The sequence below is a fragment of the Lysobacter sp. Root604 genome (assembly GCF_001427505.1).
In the GTDB taxonomy this organism is placed as follows: domain Bacteria; phylum Pseudomonadota; class Gammaproteobacteria; order Xanthomonadales; family Xanthomonadaceae; genus Lysobacter.
Window position 1 is genome coordinate 847,412 of sequence record NZ_LMGS01000001.1, and the last position, 26,562, is coordinate 873,973.

The window sequence follows — 26,562 nt, forward strand, 5'->3', positions numbered from 1 at the left end:
ATAGCCGTCCCCACCGCCAGCTTAAGCCCGCCGTGACCGCCAGCCCGTCCCCCGCCGCCTCCAGCGGCCCAGTCGTCATCCGCCAGGACGACCTGATCCAGTCCATCGCCGATGGCCTGCAGTACATCAGCTACTACCACCCGGTCGACTACATCAAGAATCTCGCCGCCGCTTACGAGCGCGAGGAGAGCGTCGCCGCCAAGGACGCGATCGCCCAGATCCTGATCAATTCGCGCATGTGCGCGGAGGGCCACCGGCCGATCTGCCAGGACACCGGCATCGTCACCGTGTTCCTGGAAATCGGCATGGACGTGCGCTGGGACGGCGCCACCATGGGCGTGGAGGATATGGTCAACGAGGGCGTGCGTCGCGCCTACAACCACCCCGACAACAAGCTGCGCGCGAGCGTGCTGGCCGATCCGGCCGGCAAACGCAGCAACACCAAGGACAACACCCCGGCCGTCGTCAACGTGAAGGTCGTGCCGGGCAATACGGTCGACGTGATCGTCGCGGCCAAGGGCGGCGGTTCGGAAGCCAAGTCCAAGTTCGCGATGCTCAACCCCTCCGATTCCATCGTCGATTGGGTACTCAAGACCGTGCCGACCATGGGCGCGGGCTGGTGCCCGCCGGGCATGCTCGGCATCGGCATCGGCGGCACCGCCGAGAAGGCGATGCTGCTGGCCAAGGAATCGCTGATGGAGCCGATCGACATCACCGAGCTGCAGGCGCGCGGCGCCAGCAACCGCGCCGAAGAGCTGCGCCTGGAGCTGTACGAGAAGGTCAACGCGCTGGGCATCGGCGCGCAGGGCCTGGGCGGCCTGACCACGGTGCTGGACATCAAGGTCAAGGATTACCCGACCCACGCGGCCAATCTGCCGGTGGCGATGATTCCGAACTGCGCCGCCACCCGCCACGCCCATTTCACCCTCGACGGCAGCGGCCCGGTGATGCTGGATCCGCCCTCGCTGGAAGACTGGCCGAAGCTGACCTACGACGCCTCCAAGGGCCGTCGCGTCGATCTGGACACGGTCACGCCGGAAGACGTGGCGAGCTGGAAGCCGGGCGAAGTGCTGCTGCTCAACGGCAAGCTGCTGACCGGGCGCGACGCCGCGCACAAGCGCATGGTCGACATGCTCAACAAGGGCGAGCCCTTGCCGGTCGATTTCAAGGGCCGCTTCATTTATTACGTCGGGCCGGTCGATCCGGTGCGCGACGAGGTCGTCGGCCCGGCCGGTCCGACCACGGCCACGCGCATGGACAAGTTCACCGAGCAGGTGCTGGCGCAGACCGGCCTGCTGGGCATGGTCGGCAAGGCCGAACGCGGCCCGGTCGCGATCGAGGCGATCAAGAAGCACCGCTCGGTGTATCTGATGGCGGTCGGCGGCGCGGCCTACCTGGTGTCGAAGGCGATCAAGGCCTCGCGCGTGGTCGGGTTCGCCGACCTGGGCATGGAGGCGATCTACGAATTCACCGTGCAGGACATGCCGGTCACGGTGGCGGTCGACAGCGCCGGCGAGTCGGTGCACAAGACCGGCCCGAAAGAATGGCAGGCGCGGATCGGCAAGATCCCGGTCGTGGTCGAACCGGCCTGAGCGCCGGACCCGTCGTCCTCGCAACGCCCGGCCCGCGCCGGGCGTTGCGCTTTATGAGCGCAGCTTCGCCTTGGGGGAGGAGCGGCGTCGGCCGCGACCGCGCAACTCAGGCATCGACGAACCCGGCCGCTGCCGGCGCATGCGCCGTCACGCCACGTGGTCGTCGTAATGCTTGCCCTTGCGGAACGGCATCAGGTGCTGCTCGACGATGCCGCGCGGCACGGTGGCCAGCTTCATCACCCCGTACTCCTGCGGCCAGGCGTCGCGCTCGCGCGGCAGCTTGAAGGTGCCCATCAGCATGTCTACCAGCGGCAGGTGGATGGCGTAATTCACGTCGATGTACTCGTACTGCCGGGCGTGGTGCCAGTGGTGGTAGCGCGGCAGCACCAGCAGGTACTCCAGCCAGCCGAAGCGGATGCCGAGATTGGCGTGCGCCAGCACCGCTTGCAGACCCACCAGGATCACGTAGGCGTTCACCGCGGGGGTGGAGAAGCCCAGGATCAGCAGCGGCAGCAGCACCGCGCTGCGGGTCAGCACGATCTCGACGAAATGGATGCGCGAGCCCGCCAGCCAGTCCATCTCGCGGCTGGAATGGTGCACGGCATGGAAGCGCCAGAGCCAGGGGATGTTGTGATACGCGCGGTGCAGCAGCGCCTGCGCCAGGTCGGCGATGAACACCGCGATCAGGAACTGCGCCCATACCGGCAAGGACTGGATCGCGGCTTTCAGGCCGGGAAAGACCGCCAGCCCGGCGATGGTCGAGGTCGACGCCGTGACCAGGATCAGGATGAACTGCACCAGTACATGGCTCATGAAAAAGTAGGCCACGTCGGTGCGCCAGCCGCGCCGCAGCGGCGAGACCCGGCGGCGCCCCAGGTAGTGTTCCAACGGCACGAACACCAGCGCCGAGAAGAACAGCGAGATCACGAACCAGTCCAGCCCCAGCGAATACGGCGTCTGGCCGATCGCGTCGAATTGCACGTTGCTGCCGCCCAGCAGCACCGCCAGGGTCGCGCCGCCGACGCCGAGCATGGCCACGCGCCTATTGCGGTCGCGCAGGATCGCCACGGTGCCCAGCACGAACGCCGCCACCAAGCCCACCAGCAGCAGGTGGCGGGCGAAGGTCTCGTTGTAGACCGCGCGGAATTCCTTGCTGGTCAACAACTCGGGAAAGTGGAAGCACAACACCGCCATCAGGCTGAGCAGGCCCAGCAGGGCCGAGGCGTAGGCGAAGAACGAACGGCGGGGGCGGGTGGCGGTCGACGTCATGTCTGCGAGCGGGGTACGCCGCAAGGCGGCGGCACGCCTAGCCTAACGCCTGCGCGCGCCGGTCCGCACGGCCTTGCCCGCCAAGCCGATACGACCGGCCGTAGGTGCGGGCCTACAGCTGCCGCGCCAGCTCCGCCAGCATCTGCTGGGTGTCCGCCTTGGCCAGATACTCCTTGGCCATGAACTCCAGCGCGATCAGGTTGGTCGAGCTGGTGTCGTCCAGATCGTCCAGGCCGATGTGCAGGTGCTCCTGCATGCGGAAGTAGCCGTCGCCGACCAGTTGCCGGGCGATGTAGTCGACCGAGTCGGTGCTGCCGTCGAACAGCACGTCGATGATCGGCACCGCCCATTCCAGCGCGCCCCACTCGCGCGCCGAGGCCAGCGAGATGCTGCGCGTGCGCTCGCCGGTGCCGACCGACAGCACCACCAGGTCGCGGCTGTTGTCGACCTGGGCGTCCTTGCGCAGGGCCTCGGCGATCGCGCAGGCGGTGGGGTTGTTGGCGACCACGCCGCCGTCGATCAGGGCGCAGTCGCGGCCCTCTATCTTCATCGCATGCGCGGGGAAATAGGTCGGCGCCGCCGACGAGGCGCGGCAGACCTCCCACAGCGGCAGGTCGCGGTGTTTGGCGTTGAAGCTCTTGAACATCACCGGCGTGCGCGAAATCGTGTCGTACGCGGTGATCAGCAACGGCACCTGGGCATCGCCCAGGGTGGCGTCGCCGAATACCTGTTTCAGCACCTGCTCCAAACCCTTGGCGTCGTACTTGGGCGCCGACACGCCGGCCGAGAGCACGCTGCCGGCGCGCGTCCACAAGCGCTGCGCGATGCCCGGGAAGATGGCGTGGCGGTGATCGCGGTAGAGGTCGGCCATCTTGATCGGGGCCAGGCCGATCGCCAGGCCCGAGGCGACGATGGCGCCGGTGGAACTGCCCGCGAGCAGGTCGAAGGCCTGCGGCAATCCGGGCTTGCCGGCCTGGGCCAGCGCCTGTTCGACGCCGCCCAGCCACAGGCAGCTGACCAGTCCGCGGATGCCGCCGCCGTCCAGCGACAGAATGCGGCGCATTTTCATGGGGAGTCTCGCGCGTGCGTGGGGTAGGTCGAGCCTACCCCAGCGTAGTCGCGCGGTTTGCGAACGGGCGGGGCCCGTCTTGCGCGTTTCGTGCGCTCAGTACCATTCCAGCAGCGATACGCCCAGGCCGATGTAGGTCGCACGATGGTTGTAGTCGATCAGGCTCTCGCCGTAACCGTCGAAGATCTGCAGGCGGCCGCGCAGCGAATTGTGGATCGGAAACGCCCAGTCGAACTGGACCGCGCCGTGCGAGCGGTCGCCGCCGCGCAGCGAATGCCGCGCCATCAGGCTGAACTCGTGGCCGCCGCGGCGGTGGACCAGGGTCATGTCGCCGCGACCGATGTAATCCTCGATATCCGGATTGTCGTCGTCGTTGCCGTCGGAGATGCGCCACCACGGACGCAGGGTCAGCGCCCAGTCCTCGCGGTCCAGGCCGATGTTGGCGATCACCCGGTTCCAGCTGCGCGAGAGCGGATCGGCGCGGCCATTGGACTGGTGGTTGAGGCCGATCGCGGCCATGCGCCCGTTCCAGCCGCCGATGCGGTAGTTGTTGCGGAATACCAGCAGCACTTCCGGCTCGTAGTTGGTCTCGCGGAACGGCCGCGAGTTGTCGGCGTTGTAGACCTGCCAGCGCGAGCTCTGGGTGTAGCCCATCCAGATGTCGCCGTTGTCGCCGAACAGGTTCTCCACCGCCTTGGTCTTGAAGCTGAGCTGGAACTTGGCCTCGACGCTGTCCAGCGCTTGCGGGGTCGGGACCTGGTTGCGTGGGTTGGGCGAGTAGGGCTGTTCGTTGATGTCGCTGGTCCAGAACGCCGGCAACAGATACACCGGCTTGTAGGCGCGGAAGTTGAACACGCCCAGCTTGGAGTCCTTGGCCAGTTCCCAGCGGCTGTCGAGCAGGCCGCCCTTGCCGGCGTTGGCGATTGCGCTGTCCAACGGCGCCTCGCTGGAATACAGGTCGTTGCGGCGGCGCTGGCTTTCGGCTTCGACCGGCGGCGCCTTGCCTTCGATCTGGTCGGCCAGTTCCAGATTGCGCTGGATCGCCTTGGCTTCCTTGGCCGCCACGTCGGCGGCGCGGGTGTCCGGGGCTTGCCGGTTGAGCGCCTTGTCGTAGCAGGCCAGGCGATCGGCGTCGCCGGCGATCGCGGTGCAGGCCTCGGGCGTGGCCGGGGCCGGCACCGGTTGCGCCGACGCGGCCAAGGGCGCCGCGGCCGCCAGCGCCCACAGCAGCGGGCGGACCGCGGCGTGGGCGTTGGGGCGGGAGCGGGCGGGACGGTTCGCGGCTGAACGCATGTGCGGGTTCCATGATCGAAGCGATTACGCAGACAGTGTGTCTTCCACTGCCTGCGGTTTCCAGTTTTCATGAGTTCGAGCTTCAGCCACGCTTTTAGTATCCAAGCCGGCCTCCCGCGAAACTCGCTAGTAACTATCGGCCTAGAAAATCCAGGCCGCGGCGAATAGCGCGAGCATCGCGAATGCGAGGCCGAGTTTCAGCACCGTGCCGATCAGAATGCCGACCCAGGTGCCGACCCCGACCTTGGTCGCCTGACCGAGCTGGCGGCTGTGGATCAGCTCGCCGACCAGAGCGCCGACGAAGGGGCCGGCAAACAGGCCGATCGGGCCGCCCACGAACAGGCCGCCGAAGGTGCCTACCACGGCGCCGATCAGGGCCAGCTTGCTGGCGCCGACGCGCTTGGCGCCCATCGCCGTGGCCAGGAAATCCACGGCCAGCGATACCAGGGTCAACAGCCCCAGCACGGTCAGCATGATCCAGCCGACCTGTTCGAACTTGCCGGCCCAGGCGGCCAGCAGCATGCCGGCGAAAACCAGCGGCAAACCCGGCAGTGCCGGCAGTACCGTACCGGCGATTCCGACCAGGATCAGCAGCCCGGCCAGCACGTAATAAACAGTCGTGAAATCCATCCAGAACCCCCGTCCGGACAGGCTGTCCGGGCTGTTTGCATTTTGCCCCATAGCGGGGTAAGTTGCGGGCGCTGTGTTTGCCAAGGGTCACCGTGAATCGTGGCCCGATGCGGTTGATCCTCGATCCGCTACATCGTTGCACCTCGCTTCCTCCTTGCAACCAGCACGCAGCGCGAGCTGCGGTTAAACAACCAACGTTTCAAGGAGCAAGTAAAAATGTCGAACCGTGAATTCGGTACCGTCAAGTGGTTCAACGATGCCAAGGGCTTCGGCTTCATCAGCCGCGAGAACGGCGAGGACGTGTTCGTGCACTTCCGTGCGATCCAGTCCCAGGGCTTCAAGAGCCTGAAGGAAGGCCAGAAGGTCTCCTTCACCGTCGTGCAGGGCCAGAAGGGTCTGCAGGCCGACGCCGTCGAACCGCTATAAGGCAACACCCCTGATCGAAGCGTCGCCGCAAGGGGGCGCTCAGGACCTGAAAAACCCGGCGCGAGCCGGGTTTTTCTTTTTCCGGGATTTATTCTCGGCGTGTATCTGCCGCCGACGCCCACTCGCCCGATAAAGTTTCTAAAACTTGCGATTTCGAAACATAAAGAAAGCGGCCCGTCGAAACGGACCGCTTTCCGGTATCGCCGCGTCGTTGGATAGTCGACGCTTAGTTCTGGAACGGGGTGTTCTCGGCGAAGTACTCGTGGTTATCGGCATTATCCAACGCGTTGGTCGGATTGCTGATCGCCAGATTCTTGGCGCCGGTCTGGCCGTAGACGTGATCGTCGGTGCCGGCGACCGCGTTGAAGTGGCTCATCTCGTGGATCAGGGTGCCGGCCTTGGAGTCGGTGCCGGTCAGCGGTGCGTTCCAGAACGCCTTGCACACGTAGATCTGGTAAGGCTGGTTCGGATACACGTAGGCGTAGGCGCTGCTGGTGCAGCCGCAGTTGATGGTGATCTGGCCGCTGTTCTGGTCCATCGCCGCGTCGATCGAGACGAAGTGCTGGCGCGCGGTGCTGTAGCGCGACGAGGTGTAGGCGCCGAACCAGGTGGTGTAGCGCGCGCCGACGGTGCCGCCGTTGAGATAGCCCTTGGCGTTCTCGGAGTAGTTGCGCGCCGCGGTCACGGCCTGCCCGGCGGTGGTGATGCGTGCGCTGGTGCAGCCGACGTAGTTGACGCCGTTGACCACCTGCAAGGGGCCGACCGGCTTGGCCGCCGCGCTCACGCGCTGCGCGGCGTCGAGCTTGGCGCCGCCGTCCAGCCACAGGCGCAAGGGCGCGCTGCGCGCGCTCATCGGCAGGCCGTTGGCCTGGTTGAGCAGCTTGCGGTCGTCGGTGGAGGCGAACTGCAGCGGGGCGTTGTAGGTGACGGTGTAGTCGCCGGCCTGCGAGAGGTCGTAGGCCGAGGCCAGGTCGACCACCACGCGGTAGGTTTCGCCCGGACGCAGGATCGTGAAGTCGGCCGCCTGCGGCGCGCCGCGCTTGATCATCGGGCCCTGGTAGTCGAGCTTGACGCCGTCGACGCTGACTTCGAACAGATTGGCATCCAGCACTTCGGTCGGCAGCTGCCACTTGGGCAGGCGCACGGTGCGGCGGCTGGTGTTGGTGACCGCGATTTCGACCGCGCCCTGCAGCGCGCCGGCGTCGGCGCTGAGCGCCTGGGCGCCGCCGTCGAAGGCGTTGATGCTCACGCGCAGCGGATTGGTCGGGGCGGCGGGGCCGGCGGCGGTGGCCGCGGCGATGGCGCCGGCCAGAACGGCGGTGCCGGACACGAGGTGCAATAGCTTCATTCGACTGGTCTCCATGTCTTGGGTAGGCGAGGCCCGCGGGGGCGGACCTGCCGACACTAATCCTCTACGCAGGCGTTGGGCGCGCTCGGCCACGACCGCGTCGCGACGCAATCGTGACTGCCGTTGCAGTGTGGCGATCGGCTGCCGATGCTGCTGTGCAGCATCGGCGCGGGCGTCGTGCTAGCGCTTCAGACGCAAAAAAGGCGGCCCGCCGTAGCGGGCCGCCTTCGTGTTCGCGACGCCGAGGCTCAGCGCACCGAGGCGCGGCCGTTGTAGACGCGTACGTAGCTGCCTTCGCGAATGCCGCCCAGATCGTTCTGGGTGACCACCGTGGTGCGGCCGTCGTCCATGCGTACGTAGACGTTGAAACGGCCGCCGTCGGTGCGGTTCTGGATCGCGTTGCCGGCGATCGCGCCGCCGACCGCGCCGGCCACCGCGGCGACGTTCTGGTTGCCCTTGCTGCCGCCGGTGTGGGACGAGATCTCATGGCCGGCGACCGCGCCGACGATGCCGCCGAGCACGGCGCCGGTCTTGCTGGGCGCGGAGCCGCCGGCCAGCTGCTCGATCCGGGTCACGGTGCCGCAGTCGTAGCAGTTGGCCGGGGCATTGCCGTAGCTGGGCTGCGGGTTGCCGTAACCGGAGGAGTAGCCCGGTCCCGTGGCGCAACCGGCCAAGGCCAGGGTGGCGGCCGCGGCGATGCCGAGCAGGCGTAGATTCTGGGTATTCATTCGGATCTCCTGCGGATGGAGGGGCGAGTGGCATACCTCGCCACGCGCCCTCCAAACTAGGCGGCTCCGCGTGAACAGCCGATCAACCGTTCCTGTGCCGCGACGCAATGTTCAGCTTGCGGCGGGGCTGGCGGCCTCGCTCAGCCCTTGAAGTCCTGGTGACAAGCGCCGCAGGCATCCTGGATCTGCTTGTTCATCGTGCCCACGCCAGCGCAATTGAGCGGCGGGCTCGCCAGCGCGCTGTCCAGGGTCGCGCGGAATTTGCTCGCGTGGCCAGTGAAACGGGCGTCGTCCTTGAGGTCGGGGAAGGCCCATTCCAGGTCGTCGCCGGTGGTGCGCAGCGCCTTGACGTGGGGCAGGGTGTCGGTGGCCGCGCAGCGGTTCTCCTGCACCCGGCTTTCCAACTGCTTCAGGTGCCAGGCCTGCACGTGCATCACGCTGTCGGGGAAGGGGTCCTGGCGCGCCTGCCAGGCGCGCATCAGCATCACCGTGCCGATCGCGCCCATCACCAGGCCGATCAGGAACAGGAACAGGTACTTCCTGCCGTTGCCCTTACGCGGGGCGGCGACGGTGTTGGGCTGGGTATCGTTCATTGCCTGGCCTCCATCCAAGATGGCCGAACCTTAACACGCAGCGTTGCGCGTTCCGCCATCGGGCCCCGCGCGGCGCGCCCGTACAATGCGCGCATGAGCGAAAACACCCTGGCGCCCGCATGGCGGGAGCGCTTCGCCGGCATCGACCGGCTTTACGGCACCGGCACCGTCGCCCGGCTGTCCCGCTGCCGCGTCGCGGTGGTCGGGATGGGCGGCGTGGGCTCGTGGGCGGTGGAGGCCCTGGCGCGCAGCGGCGTCGGCCATCTGACCCTGATCGATGCAGACGATTTGTGCCTTTCCAACACTAACCGGCAGTTGCCGGCCATGGACGGCCACTACGGTCGCGCCAAGGTCGAGGTCATGGCCGAGCGCTGCCGCGCGATCAATCCGGAAATCGGCCTGGACGTGGTGCAGAGCTTTCTGACCCCGTCCAACCTGGACGAATTGCTGGACCGCGACTACGACCTGGTGCTGGACGCCTGCGACAGTTTCCGCAGCAAGGTCGAGTTGATCGCCTGGTGTCGCCGCCGCAAGCGGCCGGTGATCGCGGTGGGTTCCGCCGGCGGGCGCACCGACGCGACCCTGGTGCGCGTGCGCGACCTGTCGCGCACCGAGCACGACGCGATGCTGGCGCTGATCCGCAAGAAGCTGCGCGGCGAGTTCAACTTCCCCAAGAATCCGGACCGCTACTTCGGCGTCTCGGCGATCTACTCGCTGGAGAACGTCAAGTATCCGCAGGCCGACGGCACCGTCTGCGGCCTGCGCCCCAAGCTGGACGCGGACGCCGCGCTCAAGCTCGACTGCGGCGCCGGCTTGGGCGCGGCCACCCATATCACCGGCGCCTTCGCGTTCGCGGCGGTGGGGCGGGCGCTGGAGATATTGCTGAAGCCCAAGCCGGCGTCTTAGCGCCGCCAGCTCGGGGTAGGAGCGGCACAAGCCGCGACCGCGACACAACCCTTGCCGCGCTAGCCACAACGATTTCGAGTGACCGCGATGGCGTCGGCTTACGCGCTGCGTGGTCGCGGCTTACGCCGCTCCTACCCCGAAGCGACCGCGATCGCCTTATCCGACGCTTGCGGCTGGCAAGCGAAACAACCGCTCCGCGTTCGCGCTGGTCACGCGCGCTAGTTCGTCGGCATCGATTCCGCGCAAGGCCGCGATGGTGTCGCGCACCGTCGCCAATCGCGCCGGTTCGTTGCGCTGGCCACGGATGCCGGCGTCGGGCTGGTCGGGCGCGTCGGTTTCCAGCAGCAGGTGTTCGATCGGCATGCTCGCCGCCAGCCCGCGCAAACGATTCGCGCGTTCGTAGGTGACCGGCCCGCCCAGACCCAGCAGGAAGCCGGCCTTCCACAACTGCCGCGCCTGTTCCTCGCTGCCCGAATAGCTGTGCACCACGCCGCGCAGCGGGCCGCAGCGGCGGATCGCCGCGATCACCGCGTCCACCGCGCGCCGCGCATGCACGATCACCGGCAGATCGAAGTCGCGCGCCAGCCGCAGCTGACCGTCGAAGTACAGCGACTGCGCTTGCGGGTCCAGGTCTTCGACGAAGTAGTCCAGCCCGCATTCGCCGACCGCCAGCGGGCGCTCGCGCTCGATCCAGTCGCCGAGTTCGCGCAGGTGCTCGGGCCGGTGCGACGCCAGATACATCGGATGCAGCCCGTAGGCCGGATACAGCCCCGGAGCGCGCGCGCAGACCTCGCGCAGCTTGGGCCAGCCGGCGGCATCGACCGCCGGCACCACCTGTCGGGTCACCCCGGCGGCGCGTGCGCGCGCCACGACTCGATCGCGGTCTGGGTCGAACTCGGCCGCGTCCAGATGACTGTGGCTGTCGACCAGCGCCACCACGGTTCAGCGCGCGGGCGGGGCGGGCGGCTCCAGCGGCGCTTTGCGCTTCTTCCAGTTGGCCAGCAGCAAGGTGCCCAGGCCCAGCAGCAATTCGTCCGCGAACGGCACCAGGTCCGGGATCACCAGATCCAGGCCGAACAGGACCGCGGTCAGCATGAACAGCCGCGGATAACTCAGGCGTCCGAGGAAGCCCATCAAAGGAGCGAGCAGGGGATTGGCCATGGACTCACCAGGGGTGTGACACGCGTTGCAAACACGCTAGCACGTCGTCGCGATGGGTTCATGCAGGGGACAGTTTTGCGGATTTCAATAGGTGCTCGTTCAGGTTTCGAGTGGTGCAATGGCGCCGTCCACACCCGCGGCTCGTCCCGCACCAATTCGCTTCACTGCAGGAGGCTCACGATGAACAAGAACATGTTGGCTGTAGCGCTCGCTTCGCTGCTCGTAGGCGGCGTCGCCGTCGCCGCGTTCCAGAGCTTCCGTGGCAACGGCTCGGCCGCCCCGACCACGGCGCTGACCAGCGCCGACGCCGCGGCTGCCGCCGAGGGCGACATCGCCGCGAACGGCGCGATCGCCACCACCGCCAAGCCGGAAGTCGATTACGCCGACGTCGTCAACGTCAAGCCGATCAACCAGAAGGAAAAGCTGTACGCCACTGTGATCGGCACCGACCCGGTGCGCGAGACCAGCACCGCCTCGACCCCGCGCGAAGTCTGCGAGGACGTGGTCGTGCAGGAGCGCCTGCCCGAGCGCGACGGCAACGTCGGCGGCACGGTCGCCGGCGCCCTGATCGGCGGCCTGGTCGGCAACCAGATCGGCGGCGGCAACGGCAAGAAGGCGGCGACCGTGGCCGGCGCCGCCGCCGGCGGCTACATCGGCAACCGCGTCGACCGCAACCACGTCGGCGGCAAGGTCGTGAACCGCACCGAGCGCCAGTGCCACACCGTGTCGGAGACCTCGCAGTCCACCCGCGTGGTCGCCTACAACGTGACCTACCGCAATCCCGACGGCACCACCGGCACCATGCGCACCGGCAGCAAGCCGGGCAACCGCATCGCCCTGGGCGACGAGAACAAGGTGGTCGGCTACGACGTGACCTACCGGTATCAGGGCCAGGAGCAGACCGTGCGCATGGACGAGCGTCCGGGCCAGCAGTTGCCGGTGATCGACGGCAAGGTCGTGACCCAGACCGCCTCGGCCGGCGCGGGCAACGAACGCGGCTGAGTGCGCGCGCGGGCATGGCCCGCGGCCATCCAGCGCAACCGAACGGGGCCGGCTATCCGGCCCCGTTTCTTTTTGGGTGCGCTGTATCGGCGCAGCGCCAGCGCCGACCGGCCTGATAACGCTTACATGCGGGCTTGAGCGCGCGCAGCGCGGGTTTACCCCGGACCGGGCGCGGCCAGTACAATGGCGGTCTTTCCGTTCCTACGGTCTCCTGAGCGCGCCATGGCCCTGCATCCCTACGATCTGTACGACGTCCGTTCCCTGCTCACCGAAGAGGAGCGCGCCGTCCAGGACACCGTGGCCCGCTTCACCGACGAGCGCGTGATCCCGATCATCGGCGACGCCTTCGACCAGGGCCGTTTCCCCAAGGAACTGGTGTCGGAGATCGCCGACCTCGGCCTGCTGGGCTCCTCGCTGCCCGAGCAATACGGCTGCGCCGGCCTCAACGCGGTCAGTTACGGCCTGATCTGTCAGGAACTCGAGCGTGGCGACAGCGGCATCCGCAGCTTCGTCAGCGTGCAGTCCTCGCTGTGCATGTACCCGATCTACGCCTACGGCAGCGAAGAGCAGCGCCAGCGCTGGCTGCCGGGCATGGCCCGCGGCGAGATCATCGGCTGCTTCGGCCTGACCGAGCCGCACGGCGGTTCCGATCCGGCCAACATGAAGACCCACGCCAAGAAGGACGGCGGCGACTGGGTGCTCAACGGCTCCAAGATGTGGATCACCAACGGCAACCTGGCCGACATCGCGATCGTCTGGGCGCAGACCGAGGACGGCATCCAGGGCTTCGTGGTCGAGAAGGGCATGGCCGGTTTCGCCGCCCAGGAAATCAAGCACAAGATGAGCCTGCGCGCGTCGGTGACCTCGTCGCTGTTCTTCGACAACGTGCGCGTGCCCGAGGCCAACCGCCTGCCCAACGTGAAGGGCCTCAAGGGCCCGCTGGGCTGCCTGACCCAGGCCCGCTACGGCATCACCTGGGGCCCGATCGGCGCGGCCATCGCCTGCCTGGACGAGGCCTTGAACTACAGCAAGGAACGCATCCTGTTCGACCGTCCGGTCGCGGCGACCCAGTCGGCGCAGATCAAGATGGCCGAGATGGCGCGCCGCATCACCCTGGCGCAGTTGCTGGTGGTCCAGCTCGGCCGCCTCAAGGACGCCGGCCAGATGCAGCCCACCCAGGTCTCGCTGGCCAAGTGGAACAACTGCCGCATGGCCATCGACATCGCGCGCGAATGCCGCGACCTGCTCGGCGGCGCCGGCATCACCACCGAGCACGCCGCGATCCGGCACGCGCTGAACCTGGAGTCGGTGATCACCTACGAAGGCACCGAGACGATTCACCAGTTGGTGGTCGGTCGCGAGCTGACGGGCATCAACGCGTTCTAACGAGTTTCCCTGCTCCCGCATCGCGGGAGCAGGTGGCCCGCAGGGCCGGATGAGGGCCCGCGCCAAGGCAACGACGGCGCAAGTCGCAAGCTTAGGAGCGGCCTCACCCCAACCCCTCTCCCGATAAGAGAGGGGCTTGCATACCGCTAGCGATGTCACGCTCAGCAGGAGAGCCGATCCGTGATGACCATCCCCGACATCGAACTGGAAACGCCGCGGTTGCTCCTGCGCCCGCCGCGCTTGGACGATTTCGAGGATTGGGCGGCCTTCATGGCCGGCGGCGGCGACTATCTGCGCTACCTCGGCGGGCCGCAGGCGCGCTCGCCGGCCTGGCGCTCGCTGATGTCGGTGATCGGCTCCTGGGCGGCGATGGGCTACGGCTTCTTCTCGGTGTTCGAGAAATCCTCCGGGCGCTGGATCGGCCGGCTCGGCCCGTGGCAGCCCGAGGGCTGGCCCGGTCCCGAAGTGGGTTGGGGCATCATCGAAAGCGAAGGCGGCAAGGGCTATGCGACCGAAGGCGCGACCGCGGCCATCGACTGGGCCTTCGAGCACCTGGGCTGGAGCGAAGTGATCCACAGCATCGACACCGGCAACCTCGGCTCCAAGGGCGTGGCCGCCAAGCTGGGCTCGCGCTACCTGCGCCAGGACCGTCTGCCGGCGCCGTTCGACGACAAGGACATCGAGATCTGGGGCCAGAGCCGCGAGCAATGGCGCGCGCGTCGCGCGGGGGCGCCGACATGATCGCGATCCACGGTTTCTCGCCCTCGGGCAACTGCCACAAGCTCAAGCTGCTGCTGGAGCAACTGGGCCAGCCCTATCGCTGGGTCGAGGTCGACAGCAGCCGCGGCCAGACCCGCACGCCGCAGTTCCTGGCCTTGAATCCGAACGGCAAGGTACCGGTGATCGAACTCGAGGACGGGCGCACGCTCAGCGAGTCGAACGCGATCCTGTACTACCTGGCCGACGGCACGCCGTTCCTGTCCGACGACAGGTGGGAGCGCGCGCAGACCCTGAGCTGGATGAACTTCGAGCAATACAGCCACGAGCCCTATGTCGCGGTCGCGCGTTTCATCGCCGGCTGGACGCCGCTGGACTCGCCGCGGCGCGCCGAACTGCCGCGCCTGCGCGAACGTTCGCACGCGGCCCTGCAGGTGATGGAAACCCACCTGCGAGAGCACGACTGGTTCAGCGCCGGGCGCTATGGCATCGCCGATATCGCCTTGTTCGCCTACACCGATGTCGCCGGCCACGGCGGCGTCGATCTGACGCCGTACCCGGCGCTGCGGTCCTGGCTGGCGCGCGTGCGCGCGACGCCGGGCTTCGTCGCCTTGCCCGAGCCCGACGCGGTCGCCGCCGAGCTCATCGCGCAGACCCCATGAACACGATCCGCGACTAAACGACCCGATTCCCCCTACGACTAGCCGGCCCCCGGGGCGGCGGAGCCTCACGATGTCAGCGCAAGCGCAGTCTTCGATCTTCAGCAGCGTCCCCCACTTCAACGCTGTGCCCAGCCCGATCCCGGCACGCATGAAGGGCCTCAACCGGGCCGAGATCTGCGACCTCAACTTCGTCGAGTTCGTCAAAGCCTGGAGCGGCCGCGCCGACGCGCGCCCGGCCGCCCACGAGGCGGTGCTGGACGGCAGCGCGCTGGACGCGCAAGGCTTTCGCGAGCTGTTCGAATCGCAGCTGATCAGCCGCCATCTGGATCTGATGGCGCGCGTGCTGCGCGTGCAGAACAAGGTCTTCTACACCATCGGTTCCAGCGGTCACGAAGGCAACGCGATGGTCGCCCGCCTGACCCGCCATACCGATCCGGCCTTCCTGCATTACCGCAGCGGCGGCTTCATGGCCGAGCGCTTCCGCAAGCTGCCGGGCATGGACCCGGTGATGGACTCGGCGCTGTCGTTCGCGGCCAGCAAGGACGATCCGGCTTCCGGCGGCCGTCACAAGGTCTGGGGCAGCAAGCCCTTGTGGGTGCTGCCGCAGACCTCGACCATCGCCTCGCACCTGCCCAAGGCGCTGGGCACGGCGGTCGCGATCGAGACCGGCCGCCGCCTCGGCCATGCGCTGCCGATCCCCGACGACAGCATCGCGATCTGCTCTTTCGGCGATGCCTCGGCCAATCACGCCACCGCCCAGACCGCGTTCAACGCCGCGGCCTGGACCGCCTACCAGAAGCTGCCGGCGCCGGTGTTGTTCGTGTGCGAAGACAACGGCATCGGCATCTCGGTGAAGACCCCGGGCGGCTGGATCGGCAATCGCTTCCGCAACATGGACGGCCTGGACTATTTCGCCGCCGACGGCCTCGACCTGGCCAGCGGCTACGCCGACGTGCAGCGCGCGGTCGAGCATTGCCGCCGCAACCGCCGCCCGACCTTCCTGCACCTGCGCACCACCCGCATCATGGGCCACGCCGGCACCGACTTCGAGATCGAATGGCGTTCGATCGAGGAACTGTGCGCGGTCGAAGCCAGCGACCCGCTGCTGCGGTCGGCGGCGATCGCGCTGGAGTCGGGCCTGATGTCGCGCGACGAAGTGCTCGAACTGTACGAGGCCACGCGCAAGCGCTGCTTCGCCGCGGCCGAGGAAGCCGACCGCCGGCCCAAGCTCGACCAACTCGCCGAAGTGATCGCGCCGCTGGCGCCGTACACGCCGGCCGCGGTCGCGCAGGAAGCCCAACGCGCCGACTACGCGCCGCGCCGCCTGGAGGTGTTCGGCGGCGAAGCCAAGCTGCCCGAGCACCAGCCGCCGCGGCATCTGGCGATCCAGATCAACAACGCCCTGCACGACCTCTTCGCCAAGTACCCCGAGACCCTGCTGTTCGGCGAGGACGTGGCCCAGAAGGGCGGCGTCTACACCGTCACCAAGGGCCTGCAGAAGGCCTTCGGCCCGCGCCGCGTGTTCAACACGCTGCTCGACGAAACCATGATCCTGGGCATGGCCCAGGGCTTCGCCAACGTCGGACTGCTGCCGATCCCCGAGATCCAGTACCTGGCGTATTTCCACAACGCCTGCGACCAGATCCGCGGCGAAGCGGCCTCGCTGCAGTTCTTCAGCAACAACCAGTACCGCAATCCGATGGTGGTGCGCATCGCCGGCCTGGGCTACCAGCGCGGTTTCGGCGGCCACTTCCACAACGACAACTCGATCACCGCGCTGCGCGACATTCCGGGCCTGGTGGTCGGCTGCCCCTCGCGCGGCGACGACGCCGCGACCATGCTGCGCACTCTGACCGCGCTGGCCAAGGTCGACGGGCGCGTGGCGGTGTTCCTGGAGCCGATCGCGCTGTACATGACCAAGGATCTGTACGAGCCGGGCGACGGCGCCTGGCTGACCGCGTACCCGCAACCCGACCAGGCGATGACGCTGGGCGAGGGCCGGGTGTACGGGGAGGGCGAGGATCTGGTGATCTTCAGCTACGGCAACGGCGTGCCGATGAGCCTGCGCGCGGCGCGCGCGATCGAGGCCAAGCACGGCTGGAAGACCCGCGTGGTCGATCTGCGATGGCTGGTGCCGCTCAACGACGCCTACATCGCCGAGCAGGCGCGCACCGCCAAGCGCATCATCGTGGTCGATGAAGGGCGGCGCAGCGCCGGCGTGGGCGAGGGCGTGATCACCGCGATCGCCGAGGGCGGCTACGGCGCGCGCCCGTTCCAGCGCGTGGTCGGCGTGGACACCTACACCCCGCTCGCGGGCGCTGCCTTCCTGGTGATTCCGGGCGAAGACGACATCGTCGCCGCGGCGGACACGCTGGCCGCGGGCTGAGGCATCGGTGGGCGGAGCGACTCGCTCCGTCCGCTAGCGTCAGCGCTTGGGTGCAAGAGCGGCGTCCCGCAGGGATTTCCTACGCTCACAAGCCGCGACCTTGAGGCATAGCATCGCCGCCACACGCGGCGGCGCGGTCGCGGCTTGCGCCGCCTCTACCGGAGGTTGCCGCGCGGCATTGGGCGGCTAGCGCGCCAAGCCGTCCAGCAATGCGATCTCGGCCACCGCATGGCCGTCCAGGCTGAGTCCGCCTTCCGCACGCTCCAACGGCGCGACCGCGAGGGCCAAGTGGCGGTCGCCTGCGCTGGCGCTGGCCGCGATCGTGCCCAGCACCGCATCGTGCGAGCGCAGCTCGGCGCCGACCGCCACCGAGTGCGGCGATTCGATCAGCGCCAGCCCACGTTTGGCCTTGCCCAGGAAATGCGTGCGCGCCACGATTTCCTGGCCCGGGTAACAGCCCTTCTTGACGCTGAAGGCGCGTAGGCGCTCCAGCGAGAGCTGCTGCGGGGTCCATTGTTCGATCTGGGACGGGCCCAGCCGGGGCAGGCCGTGGCGCAGGTCGTCCAGGGCCCAGCGCGCGGCCTGGACAGGGTCTTCGGCGCCCGCCGCCTGTGCGGGTGCGATGCGCAGCGCGCGCGCGTCGCCGTCGCCGCGATAGTCCAGTTCCACGCCCGTCGTCTCCTCGCCGGCCAGGGTCGCACCCACGGCCGCCTGCGGCGCAGCGTAATGCCCGAACGCGCGCAGATCGTCGCGTACGACGATGGTCGTCTTGCTTCTGAACAAGAAGCGTTTCAGCGCAGTTACGACCGATTCCGGGTCGGCATCGGGCAACAGCAGCCAGATCCGCTCATCGGCCAGACGCAGTAAAGCCATCAGCGCGATGACCCGTCCTTTGGGCGTCAACCAGCCGCTCCACTGCCACTGGCCGGGGGCCAAGGCGTTGACATCGTTCATGAACTGCGCCTGCGCGAACGTCGCCGCGTCGCGGCCGGAAAGCTCGATCACGCGGTGGCCGGGCAGGGCGAATGCCTGTCCGGACGAAGGCTGCGGGTTGTCATGCATGGGGGCGGGACTTAAGATTTAACGCTGTGATGATAGGCGAAACCACCCCGGAAGCAGCGCCCGACCCCCAGGTCCAGGCTCCGACGACTTCCGTTCCGGCCACCGGCAGCGATGCGCCACCGGGCAAGGAGTACGGCGGTCGCGAGGGTCCGGAACCGACCCGTTACGGCGACTGGGAAAAAAACGGCCGCTGCATCGACTTCTAGCTACGCCCCGCCTTCACGACACCTCACCGATCCTTCCTGCCACGCGGCGCCGCCGCCCAGCCGAGACAGCCATCGCTCATGGCGAACCGCGAACGCCCCTTGTCACCGCATCTGCAGGTCTACGCCTGGCAGATCCAAATGGTGACCTCGATCGTGCACCGGGCCACCGGTGTCATCCTTGCCATCGGCGGTCTCCTGATCGCCTGGGCGCTGGTCGCGCTGGCGGCCGGTCCCGAAGCCTGGGCTCAGTTCACCGCCTGCGCGCGCTCGCCGCTGGGCTTCCTGATCCTGTTCGGCTGGACCTGGGCCTTCGCCTACCACCTGATCAACGGCATCCGTCACCTGGTCCAGGACGCCGGCTACGCCTACCGCGTGGCGAGCTTCGTGCGCAACGGCTGGATCAGCGTGATCGGCAGCCTGGTGCTGACCGCCATTATCTGGTTGGTCGCGATGATGCAGCGGGGTGGCGCATGAGCGGCCGCGGCAAATTGCGCAATCCGCTCAAGACCGCGCGCGGTCTGGGCTCGGCGAAGGACGGCACCCATCACTTCGTGGTCCAGCGCGTCACCGCGATCGCGCTGATCTTCCTGAGCCTGTACGTGCTGGGCCTGGTGATCTCCTGGATCGGCGGCGACTACGCCGCGGTGCGCGCCTCGGTCGCCCACCCCTGCAACGCCGTGCTGCTGGTGGCGTTCCTGGTCGCGATGTTCTGGCACGCCAAGCTCGGCCTGCAGGTGATCATCGAGGATTACGTGAGCCACCACGGGCTGGCGCTCGCCTCGCAGCTGGCCGTCGTTTTCATTTGCGTCCTCGCTGCGCTCGCTAGCGTGCTCGCCGTTATCCGCATCGCGCTGGGAGCCTGACCGTGGCCGCTGCTTACAAGATTCAAGAACACAAGTTCGACATGATCGTGGTCGGCGCCGGCGGCGCCGGCCTGCGCGCCACCTTCGGACTGGCCCAGAAGGGCCTGAAGACCGCCTGCATCACCAAGGTATTCCCGACCCGCTCGCACACCGTCGCCGCCCAGGGCGGTATCTCGGCCGCGCTGGCCAACATGGGCGAGGACGACTGGCGCTACCACTTCTTCGATACCGTCAAGGGTTCGGACTGGCTGGGCGACCAGGACGCGATCGAGTACATGTGCAAAGAGGCCATCCCGGCCATCATCGAACTCGAACACCAGGGCGTGCCGTTCTCGCGCACCGAAGAGGGCAAGATCTACCAGCGCCCGTTCGGCGGCATGACCACCAAGTACGGCGAAGGCCCGCCGGCGCAACGCACCTGCGCCGCCGCCGACCGCACCGGCCACGCCATCCTGCACACCCTGTACCAGCAGTCGCTGGCGCACGACGCGCAGTTCTTCATCGAATACTTCGCGCTCGACCTGATCATGGACGCCGACGGCGCCTGCCGCGGCGTGCTCGCCCTGGACATGGCCGAGGGCACGCTGCACCTGTTCCGCGCCCAGGGCACGGTGCTGGCGACCGGCGGCTACGGCCGCGCCTATTTCTCCGCGACCTCGGCGCATACCTGCACCGGCGACGGCGGCGGCATGGCGCTGCGCGCCGGCCTGGGCCTGCAGGACATGGAGTTCGTGCAGTTCCACCCGACCGGCATCTACGGCGCCGGCTGCCTGATCACCGAAGGCGTGCGAGGCGAGGGCGGCATCCTGCGCAACAGCAACGGCGAGCGCTTCATGGAGCGCTACGCACCCAGCGTGAAGGACCTGGCGCCGCGCGACATGGTCAGCCGTTCGATGACCATCGAGATCCGCGAAGGCCGCGGCGTCGGCGAGCACAAGGACCACATCCTGCTCGACCTGACCCACCTGGGCCCGGAAGTGATCCACGAAAAGCTGCCGGGCATCGCCGAGTCGGCGCGCATCTTCGCCAACGTCGACGTCGAGAAGGAGCCGATCCCGGTTATCCCGACCGTCCACTACAACATGGGCGGCATCCCGACCAACTACCACGGCGAAGTCGTGCAGCTGAAGAACGGCAACCCCGATGCGGTGGTGCCGGGCCTGTACGCGATCGGCGAAGCGGCCTGCGTGTCGGTGCACGGCGCCAACCGCCTGGGTTCCAACTCGCTGCTGGACCTGGTGGTGTTCGGCCGCGCGGTCGCCAACCGCTGCGCCGAGACCGTCAAGCCCGACGCGCCGCAGCCGCGTCTGGCCGCGGACGCCTGCGACGTCGCCCTGGCGCGCCTGGACAAACTGCGCAACGCCAACGGCGGCACGCCCACCGCGGTCATCCGCGACAAGATGCAGCGCACCATGCAGGCCGACGCCGCGGTGTTCCGCACCGGCGAGACGCTCAGCGACGGCGTGCGCAAGATCCGCGAGATCCACGCTTCGTTCGCCGACGTCAAGGTCAGCGACCGTTCGCTGATCTGGAACTCGGACCTGATCGAGACCTACGAGCTGTCCAACCTGCTCGGTCAGGCCCTGGCTACCATCGTCTCGGCCGAGAACCGCACCGAGTCGCGCGGCGCCCACGCCCGCGAGGACTTCCCGACGCGCAACGACGAGCAGTGGCAGAAGCACACCCTGTGCTACGTCGATGAGAGCGGCAAGACCAGCATCGACTATCGCCCGGTGCACAACTACACGCTCACCGACGACGTCGCCTACGTCCCGCCCAAGGAGCGTAAGTACTGATCGGCCCACACGGCGCGCGCCGCAATGCGCGCCCGCACCGCACCCGACCCCAGTACCGACGCTAGCCGAGAGATTGCCAGCATGGCCGAATTCGCCCTACCGAAGAACTCGCAGATCCAGAAGGGCCGCCATTGGGCGACGCCGGGCGCCAAGCAGCCGCGCACCTTCAAGGTCTACCGCTGGAACCCCGACGACGGCATGAACCCGCGCGTGGACACCTACGAGGTGGACCTGGCGACCTGCGGCCCGATGGTTCTCGATGCCTTGATCAAGATCAAGAACGAGATCGATCCGACCCTGACGTTCCGCCGCTCCTGCCGCGAGGGCATCTGCGGTTCCTGCGCGATGAACATCGACGGCACCAACACCCTGGCCTGCACGCGCGCGATCGCGGACTGCGGCAAGGCCGAGGTGCCGATCTATCCGCTGCCGCACATGGACGTGGTCAAGGATCTGGTGCCGGACCTGACCCACTTCTACGCCCAGTACGCCTCGATCAAGCCCTGGCTGCGCACCCAGAGCGCAACCCCGTCCGATCGCGAGCGCCTGCAGTCGCCGGAAGACCGCAAGAAGCTCGACGGCCTGTACGAGTGCATCCTGTGCGCCTGCTGCTCGACCAGCTGCCCCAGCTACTGGTGGAACGGCGACCGTTACCTAGGCCCGGCGATCCTGCTGCAGGCCTACCGCTGGATCGTCGACTCGCGCGACGAGGACACCGGTGCGCGCCTGGACGACCTGGAAGATCCGTTCAAGCTCTACCGCTGCCACACCATCATGAACTGCGCGCGCACCTGCCCGAAGGGTCTGAACCCCGCGCAGGCGATCGGCGAGATCAAGAAGCTGATGCTGGCGCGTCGCGTCTAAACGCGACGCTAGCGGCCTGTTCGCGGCGACGTGCCCTCTCTCCCGCCTGCGGGGCGGGGGCAGCGCAGCTCCGCTAGCCCGGCTACCATCCCCATCTAGCCCGACACCGACAGGCGAGCGATGGACCCCAAGCAGTTGTTCCTGCCCGCCGCCGCGATGGCGGCGCTGACCTGCCTGGTCTGGATCCGTCTTTACGTGGTCCGTATCGGCCAGATGCGGCGCGAGCGCATCCACCCACAGGCGGTGGCGACCTCGGCCCAGGCCAGCGCCCGGCTCACTCAGAGCGCGGCCGCCGACAATTTCCGCAACCTGTTCGAACTGCCGGTGCTGCTGTACCTGGCGCTGACCGTGGCGGCCATGACCTCGCTGGGCGATCGGGTCGTATTGAGCCTGGCCTGGAGCTTCGTGGCGCTGCGCGTCGTCCACAGCGCCATCCATTGCGGCTACAACCGGGTCATGCACCGATTCGCGGTCTATGTCGCCGGCGCCGTGGCGTTGTGGTCACTGTGGGCTTATCTGGCCTGGGGGCTGTTGCGCGCATGAAGACTTCGATCCGCAGTTCGGATGCGGGCGCGATGTCGTCGCGACCTGGCCCTGGCTGGCGCGGAGGGTGGCTGGCGCTTGCCCTGGGCGCAGCCCTCTGGAGCCTGGCTGCTCCGGCCGCCGACAACGCCCAAACCGATAGGCTGGCGCTGGCGCGCGAGTATGTCGCCAACGCCAAGCCGCACGGCTTCCTCGATCATCTGCCGCCGCCCGATCCGGACGCCGACGCCGATCGGCTGCGGCTCGCGCGCGCGGTGCGCGCCATGCCGCGCGAGGTCCTGGCGCAATCCCTGGCGGTGGCCCTGGCCGAACGCGCCAGCCTCGAACAACTGCGCGAGGCCGCGGCCTACGCCCGATCCGACGCCGGCCGTTTCGCGGCCGACTGCTTCGCGCGCATGCCTTTCGCCGGAGCGCGCGGCGAGGGCTGCTTCGGCAGCGACGAAGACCAGCAGCCCTTGTTCGCGCAGGTGGTGGCAGCCCAGTCGGGCGTGCCCGGGCAGGTGTACCAATTGGCGGCGCAGGGCATGCAGGGCGCCATCGCCGATGCGCTGCGCGCCCTGATGGCCAGCGACGACGATACCCGCCGTTTTTTCGACGATTACTGCGCTCGCCAACCGCAAGCCGGTCCATGTCCATCCTTGCGCCCGCCCAGCGGGGCGACGCCCACCGCCGAGAGCCGCATCCATGACTGACCGTACCCAGCCACGCCGCCCGCGCACGCGTCGCGCCAGGATCGCGCTGTCGAGTCTGCTGGCGCTGGCGCTGCCGTGGTCGCTGTCGGCCGCGCCTGCGGAGGCGACGGCCGACCGGTTGGGCGTGGCGCGCGACTACGTCGTGAGCGCGCGCTTCGTCGACCTGCTGGACGGCATGATCAACTACATGGCGGCCAATCCCGCCGCTCCGGAAAGCGCGGACGATCTGGCCATGAAGCGCCGCATCGTGCGCGACCTGTCGCGCGATGTCATCGCCGATTCGTTGGCGCGCTCGCTTGCGGCCAATGCGTCGCTCGACGTGTTGAAGGCCGGTCTGGCCCACGCCAGGAGCGATATCGGCCGGCTCGAGTTCGGTTGCATGTCGCGCTGGCCGCAGCCGGCCGAGGGCTACCAAGCCTGTCTCGAGGCCGGCGCCAGCAAGGCCCAAATCCTGCGCATGGCCGAGCACGGCGAAACCGAATCCGGCTGGCCCCTGGTCAACAAGTTGCTCAAGGGCGACGCCATCGTCACTGCTTTGAATGCCTCCACCCGCGACCTGGCTTCGCGCGACTCCGAAATCGCCGCGCAGCTGGCCGACTACTGCAAGCGCAAGCCGAGCGAGGGCATGTGCGGATACAGCGCGGACGCCACCGCCGAGCAGGCTACAAGCGCGGATGGCGCGGCGGGAGACGACGATGAGCGGCCTTGAGGGCGACGCCATGGCCGCGGTGCGGGCGCACGGCGCGCGCGCCGTCTCGGCTGCCGACACCTGGGCCGCGTCCGCGATGGTTCGAGGCTCCCGGCCACGGTCCTCGCGCACGCTGCGCAACGTCACGATGCGATTCGTCCTCGCGGGCGTTTTGACGGGCTGGGCCGGTAGCGTCTGTGCGGCCGAGCCCGCCGCCACCGACGAGCGCCTAAGCCTGGCGCGCGACTACGTGGCCACGGGCCGGGTGCTGGCGCTGTTCGATCGCATGGTCTCGGCCGACCCGCCGGCCGACCCCGACGACCGTATGCTCACGCGCATCCTGCGCGATGCGCCGCGCGAGGTCATGAACGAAACCCTGGCCCAGGGCTTGGCCAAAACGGCGAGCGTGGCCCAGTTGCGCGAGGCCTTGGACTACGTCCGCTCGGACGCGGGGCGCTTCGAGTCCGAATGTTACGCGCGCTGGCGCCTGGAGGCTGGGCAGCCGCCCAACTGCTTCAAGGACGACGTCGACAACAAGTTCTTCCCAAAGATCGTCAAGGCGAATCTCGGCGCGCCGGGTGAAGTTCGCGTCCTGGCGGTGGAGCCGATGGAAACCGCGCTATGGGACGCACTACAAGTGCTGAAGGCGCGCGACGCGGAGGTCGCCCGCTTCATGGTCGATTACTGCAGCCGTAACCCAGACATCGGTTTATGCGTGGGGCCGGGCAAAGGGACCGAAGCGAAGGCGGCACCGAGCCAGGAGACCGGTCATGACTGACGACGTCGAACTGCGGCGCCTGCGCTGGCGCAGCCGCCGCGGCATGCGCGAGCTGGATCAGCTGTTCGGCCGCTACCTCGACCGCGCCTGGGCGCAGGATTCCGAAGCCCAGCGCGGCGTTTTCCTACGCTTGCTGGATTGCGAGGACGATAAGCTCTGGCGCTGGTTCATGGGCTACGACGCTTGTCCCGATGCCGAACTCGACGCGCTCATCCAACGCATCCGCGCCATGCCGGCTTGAATGGCGGCCCTCGCGCGGGCTCGCCTGCGTGCTGGTCGCGATCGGGCTGCTCGCCGCCGGTGCGGTCCTGAGCAGCGAATTGCCGGCGCCGGGGTCGTTGCCCTTGGCCGCGGGCGCCGCGCTCTACGGCGCCTGGCTGGCGCGGCGGGAGCTGCGCAGCGCGCCGCAGCAACTGGTCGTATCGGCCGACGCGGTCTCCCTGGACGGCGCGCCCCTGGACCAGCCGGCCCTGCAATGGCGCGGTCCGCTGGCGTTTCTGCGCTATCGCGACGGCTCCGGCCGGCTCCGGTACCGGATCTGGTGGCCCGACACCCTGGATTCCACCGGCCGTCGTGAACTGCGGCTGGCTTGGCCGGTCCAAACGCCTACGCCCGATTCGCTTTCGATGGCACCATAGCCGGATATGTTCAAACCTATTCCTGTCGCCATCGGCCTGCGCTACCTGCGCGCCAAGCGCCGCAACGGCTTCATCTCCTTCATCTCGCTGGCCTCGATCGCGGGCATCGCCCTGGGCGTGACCGCCCTGATCACCACCCTGGCGGTGATGAGCGGCTTCCAGCGCGAGATCCGCGACCGCATGCTGCAGATGGCCGCGCACGCCACCGTCAGTGCCTACGGCGAGCCGCTCACCGACTGGCAGCGCGCCGTCGACGCCGCCATCGCCGACAAGCGCGTGGCCGGCGCGGCGCCCTACATCGAGAAGGAGACCCTGCTGTCCGGCGCGCGCAACCAGCCCGCGATGGTGCGCGGCGTGCTGCCGGCCGAGGAGGGCAAGGTCTCGGTGCTGGCCGAGAAGATGGTCCAGGGCAAGCTCGATTCGCTTACCCCCGGCAGCTACAACATCGTGCTCGGCAAGGAACTGGCGGCGTGGCTGGGCGTCGGGGTCGGCGACAGCGTGGTGATGATGACCTCCGACTTCCGCAGCACCCCGATGGGCGCGCTGCCGCAGCTCAAACGCTTCACCGTCAGCGGCATCTTCGAGGCCGGCTACAACGAGTTCGACAAGGGCCTGGCGGTGGTCAACCTGCGCGACATCCAGCGCGTGCTGCGCATGGGCGACGGCGTCACCGGGGTGCGCCTGAGGCTGCACGACATGGACCTGGCCTGGGACGTGGCGCGCGATCTCGCGATCGGTCTGGGCGGGCCCTACAACGTCAGCGACTGGACCAGCGACAACGCCAATATGTTTCGCGCGCTGAAGATGGAAAAAACCATCATGGCGATCCTGCTGTCGCTGATCATCGCGATGGGCGCGTTCAACCTGGTGTCCTCGCAGGTGATGCTGGTCACCGACAAGCAGGCCGACATCGCGATCCTGCGCACCTTGGGCCTGACCCCGCGCGGGGTGATGCAGGTGTTCGTGGTACAGGGCACCCTGATCGGCGTGATCGGCACCGTGCTGGGCGTGATCGGCGGCATCGTCCTCACCCTCAACCTCGAACACATCCTCAAGGCCATCGAGAAGGTGCTGGGCGTGCAGTTGTTGCCCGAGGACGTCTACTACATCACCGGCCTGCCCACCGACCTGCAATCCGGCGACGTGGTCGCGATCGCCGCGGTCGCGCTGGCGATGGCCTTCGTCGCCACCATCTATCCCGCCTGGCGCGCCGCGCGCACGGCTCCGGCGGAGGCGCTGCGCTATGAGTAATCCGCAAGCCGAA

30 protein-coding genes are annotated in these 26,562 nt (G+C 68.2%); 20 read left to right on the forward strand and 10 right to left on the reverse strand.

Translation table 11 applies throughout. The features are described from left to right. Positions 1-32: 32 nt before the first annotated feature. Positions 33-1,592 carry a fumarate hydratase gene (locus ASD69_RS04000; RefSeq protein ID WP_235567137.1) on the forward strand — a complete coding sequence of 520 codons (1,560 nt, stop codon included), beginning with the start codon at positions 33-35 and terminating at the stop codon, positions 1,590-1,592. A gap of 147 nt (positions 1,593-1,739) precedes the next feature. Here ASD69_RS04000 and ASD69_RS04005 read toward each other — a convergent pair whose 3' ends face one another. The 4 genes from ASD69_RS04005 to ASD69_RS04020 form a co-directional block, all read right to left on the reverse strand. Beyond that, complete coding sequence (locus tag ASD69_RS04005; RefSeq protein ID WP_056174257.1) at positions 1,740-2,861, reverse strand: sterol desaturase family protein; 1,122 nt, start codon at positions 2,859-2,861, stop codon at positions 1,740-1,742. Between the two features lie 112 nt (positions 2,862-2,973). Then, complete coding sequence (locus tag ASD69_RS04010; protein WP_056174259.1) at positions 2,974-3,930, reverse strand: patatin-like phospholipase family protein; 957 nt, start codon at positions 3,928-3,930, stop codon at positions 2,974-2,976. 96 nt (positions 3,931-4,026) lie between these two features. Next, positions 4,027-5,223: a phospholipase A gene (locus tag ASD69_RS04015; RefSeq protein WP_056174260.1), complete on the reverse strand. Its 1,197-nt coding sequence runs from the start codon at positions 5,221-5,223 to the stop codon at positions 4,027-4,029. 141 nt (positions 5,224-5,364) lie between these two features. After that, the gene (locus tag ASD69_RS04020; protein WP_056174262.1) at positions 5,365-5,853 is read right to left on the reverse strand and encodes a DUF456 domain-containing protein; all 489 of its coding nucleotides are present in this window, start codon (positions 5,851-5,853) and stop codon (positions 5,365-5,367) included. Between the two features lie 216 nt (positions 5,854-6,069). Between ASD69_RS04020 and ASD69_RS04025 the strand changes: the two genes are divergently transcribed. Then, entirely contained in the window at positions 6,070-6,279 is a 210-nt protein-coding gene (locus tag ASD69_RS04025; protein WP_055906256.1) for a cold-shock protein, read from the forward strand. A gap of 226 nt (positions 6,280-6,505) precedes the next feature. On the opposite strand, the gene ASD69_RS04030 is transcribed toward ASD69_RS04025, so the two are convergent. From ASD69_RS04030 to ASD69_RS21685, 3 genes are all read right to left on the reverse strand, one after another. Then, entirely contained in the window at positions 6,506-7,627 is a 1,122-nt protein-coding gene (locus ASD69_RS04030; protein ID WP_056174265.1) for a M35 family metallo-endopeptidase, read from the reverse strand. A 248-nt stretch (positions 7,628-7,875) separates the two neighbouring features. After that, the gene (locus ASD69_RS04035) at positions 7,876-8,355 is read right to left on the reverse strand and encodes a glycine zipper 2TM domain-containing protein (protein ID WP_056174267.1); all 480 of its coding nucleotides are present in this window, start codon (positions 8,353-8,355) and stop codon (positions 7,876-7,878) included. Positions 8,356-8,495: 140 nt separating this feature from the next. Beyond that, complete coding sequence (locus ASD69_RS21685) at positions 8,496-8,948, reverse strand: hypothetical protein (protein ID WP_056174270.1); 453 nt, start codon at positions 8,946-8,948, stop codon at positions 8,496-8,498. 108 nt (positions 8,949-9,056) lie between these two features. On the opposite strand from ASD69_RS21685, the gene ASD69_RS04045 reads away from it, so the two are divergent. Continuing rightward, positions 9,057-9,854, forward strand: a complete 798-nt coding sequence (locus ASD69_RS04045; protein ID WP_157499101.1) for a tRNA threonylcarbamoyladenosine dehydratase — start codon at positions 9,057-9,059, stop codon at positions 9,852-9,854. Between the two features lie 156 nt (positions 9,855-10,010). Here the strand turns inward: ASD69_RS04045 and ASD69_RS04050 are convergent, their stop codons facing one another. Next, a complete protein-coding gene (locus ASD69_RS04050) occupies positions 10,011-10,793 on the reverse strand; it encodes a TatD family hydrolase (RefSeq protein WP_157498972.1) in 783 nt (260 codons plus the stop codon). A 3-nt stretch (positions 10,794-10,796) separates the two neighbouring features. Further along, on the reverse strand, positions 10,797-11,015 hold the full coding sequence (locus ASD69_RS04055) for a DUF6116 family protein (RefSeq protein WP_056174275.1): 219 nt from the start codon (positions 11,013-11,015) through the stop codon (positions 10,797-10,799). 180 nt (positions 11,016-11,195) lie between these two features. On the opposite strand from ASD69_RS04055, the gene ASD69_RS04060 reads away from it, so the two are divergent. The 5 genes from ASD69_RS04060 to ASD69_RS04080 all read left to right on the forward strand — a co-directional run bounded on the left by ASD69_RS04060 (position 11,196) and on the right by ASD69_RS04080 (position 17,168). Next, positions 11,196-12,017, forward strand: coding sequence for a glycine zipper 2TM domain-containing protein (locus ASD69_RS04060; protein ID WP_056174277.1), 822 nt, complete (start codon positions 11,196-11,198; stop codon positions 12,015-12,017). Between the two features lie 222 nt (positions 12,018-12,239). Continuing rightward, positions 12,240-13,403, forward strand: coding sequence for an acyl-CoA dehydrogenase family protein (locus tag ASD69_RS04065; protein WP_056174279.1), 1,164 nt, complete (start codon positions 12,240-12,242; stop codon positions 13,401-13,403). Between the two features lie 183 nt (positions 13,404-13,586). Then, positions 13,587-14,144 (forward strand): GNAT family N-acetyltransferase, encoded by a 558-nt coding sequence (locus tag ASD69_RS04070; RefSeq protein ID WP_056174281.1) that lies wholly within the window; start codon positions 13,587-13,589, stop codon positions 14,142-14,144. Next, positions 14,141-14,782, forward strand: a complete 642-nt coding sequence (locus tag ASD69_RS04075; RefSeq protein ID WP_056176538.1) for a glutathione S-transferase family protein — start codon at positions 14,141-14,143, stop codon at positions 14,780-14,782. The genes ASD69_RS04070 and ASD69_RS04075 overlap by 4 nt, the downstream gene beginning before the upstream one ends. A gap of 70 nt (positions 14,783-14,852) precedes the next feature. Further along, positions 14,853-17,168 carry a thiamine pyrophosphate-dependent enzyme gene (locus ASD69_RS04080; RefSeq protein ID WP_056174284.1) on the forward strand — a complete coding sequence of 772 codons (2,316 nt, stop codon included), beginning with the start codon at positions 14,853-14,855 and terminating at the stop codon, positions 17,166-17,168. A gap of 186 nt (positions 17,169-17,354) precedes the next feature. Here the strand turns inward: ASD69_RS04080 and ASD69_RS04085 are convergent, their stop codons facing one another. Continuing rightward, on the reverse strand, positions 17,355-18,230 hold the full coding sequence (locus tag ASD69_RS04085; RefSeq protein ID WP_056174286.1) for a folate-binding protein YgfZ: 876 nt from the start codon (positions 18,228-18,230) through the stop codon (positions 17,355-17,357). 29 nt (positions 18,231-18,259) lie between these two features. Here ASD69_RS04085 and ASD69_RS21055 point away from each other — a divergent pair, with 29 nt between their 5' ends. The 12 genes from ASD69_RS21055 to ASD69_RS04140 all read left to right on the forward strand — a co-directional run bounded on the left by ASD69_RS21055 (position 18,260) and on the right by ASD69_RS04140 (position 26,549). Continuing rightward, positions 18,260-18,436 (forward strand): DUF1674 domain-containing protein, encoded by a 177-nt coding sequence (locus ASD69_RS21055; protein ID WP_082576252.1) that lies wholly within the window; start codon positions 18,260-18,262, stop codon positions 18,434-18,436. Positions 18,437-18,514: 78 nt separating this feature from the next. After that, entirely contained in the window at positions 18,515-18,910 is a 396-nt protein-coding gene (sdhC, locus tag ASD69_RS04090) for a succinate dehydrogenase, cytochrome b556 subunit (RefSeq protein ID WP_056174288.1), read from the forward strand. Next, positions 18,907-19,299, forward strand: coding sequence for a succinate dehydrogenase, hydrophobic membrane anchor protein (gene sdhD / locus ASD69_RS04095; protein WP_056174290.1), 393 nt, complete (start codon positions 18,907-18,909; stop codon positions 19,297-19,299). The genes sdhC and sdhD overlap by 4 nt, the downstream gene beginning before the upstream one ends. A 41-nt stretch (positions 19,300-19,340) precedes the next feature. Further along, positions 19,341-21,095: a succinate dehydrogenase flavoprotein subunit gene (gene sdhA, locus ASD69_RS04100; protein ID WP_056176540.1), complete on the forward strand. Its 1,755-nt coding sequence runs from the start codon at positions 19,341-19,343 to the stop codon at positions 21,093-21,095. A gap of 81 nt (positions 21,096-21,176) precedes the next feature. Then, positions 21,177-21,959, forward strand: a complete 783-nt coding sequence (locus ASD69_RS04105) for a succinate dehydrogenase iron-sulfur subunit (protein ID WP_056174292.1) — start codon at positions 21,177-21,179, stop codon at positions 21,957-21,959. A gap of 120 nt (positions 21,960-22,079) precedes the next feature. Continuing rightward, positions 22,080-22,502, forward strand: a complete 423-nt coding sequence (locus tag ASD69_RS04110) for an MAPEG family protein (protein WP_056174293.1) — start codon at positions 22,080-22,082, stop codon at positions 22,500-22,502. Continuing rightward, positions 22,499-23,194, forward strand: a complete 696-nt coding sequence (locus ASD69_RS04115; protein WP_056174295.1) for a hypothetical protein — start codon at positions 22,499-22,501, stop codon at positions 23,192-23,194. The genes ASD69_RS04110 and ASD69_RS04115 overlap by 4 nt, the downstream gene beginning before the upstream one ends. A gap of 124 nt (positions 23,195-23,318) precedes the next feature. After that, positions 23,319-23,903, forward strand: a complete 585-nt coding sequence (locus tag ASD69_RS04120) for a hypothetical protein (protein WP_157498974.1) — start codon at positions 23,319-23,321, stop codon at positions 23,901-23,903. Beyond that, positions 23,890-24,660 (forward strand): hypothetical protein, encoded by a 771-nt coding sequence (locus ASD69_RS04125; RefSeq protein WP_056174300.1) that lies wholly within the window; start codon positions 23,890-23,892, stop codon positions 24,658-24,660. Before ASD69_RS04120 ends, ASD69_RS04125 begins: the two co-directional genes overlap by 14 nt. Next, positions 24,653-24,901, forward strand: coding sequence for a succinate dehydrogenase assembly factor 2 (locus tag ASD69_RS04130; RefSeq protein ID WP_056174303.1), 249 nt, complete (start codon positions 24,653-24,655; stop codon positions 24,899-24,901). The genes ASD69_RS04125 and ASD69_RS04130 overlap by 8 nt, the downstream gene beginning before the upstream one ends. A gap of 28 nt (positions 24,902-24,929) precedes the next feature. Next, on the forward strand, positions 24,930-25,298 hold the full coding sequence (locus tag ASD69_RS04135) for a hypothetical protein (protein ID WP_157498976.1): 369 nt from the start codon (positions 24,930-24,932) through the stop codon (positions 25,296-25,298). A 6-nt stretch (positions 25,299-25,304) separates the two neighbouring features. Next, complete coding sequence (locus tag ASD69_RS04140; protein WP_056174306.1) at positions 25,305-26,549, forward strand: lipoprotein-releasing ABC transporter permease subunit; 1,245 nt, start codon at positions 25,305-25,307, stop codon at positions 26,547-26,549. Positions 26,550-26,562: the final 13 nt, after the last annotated feature.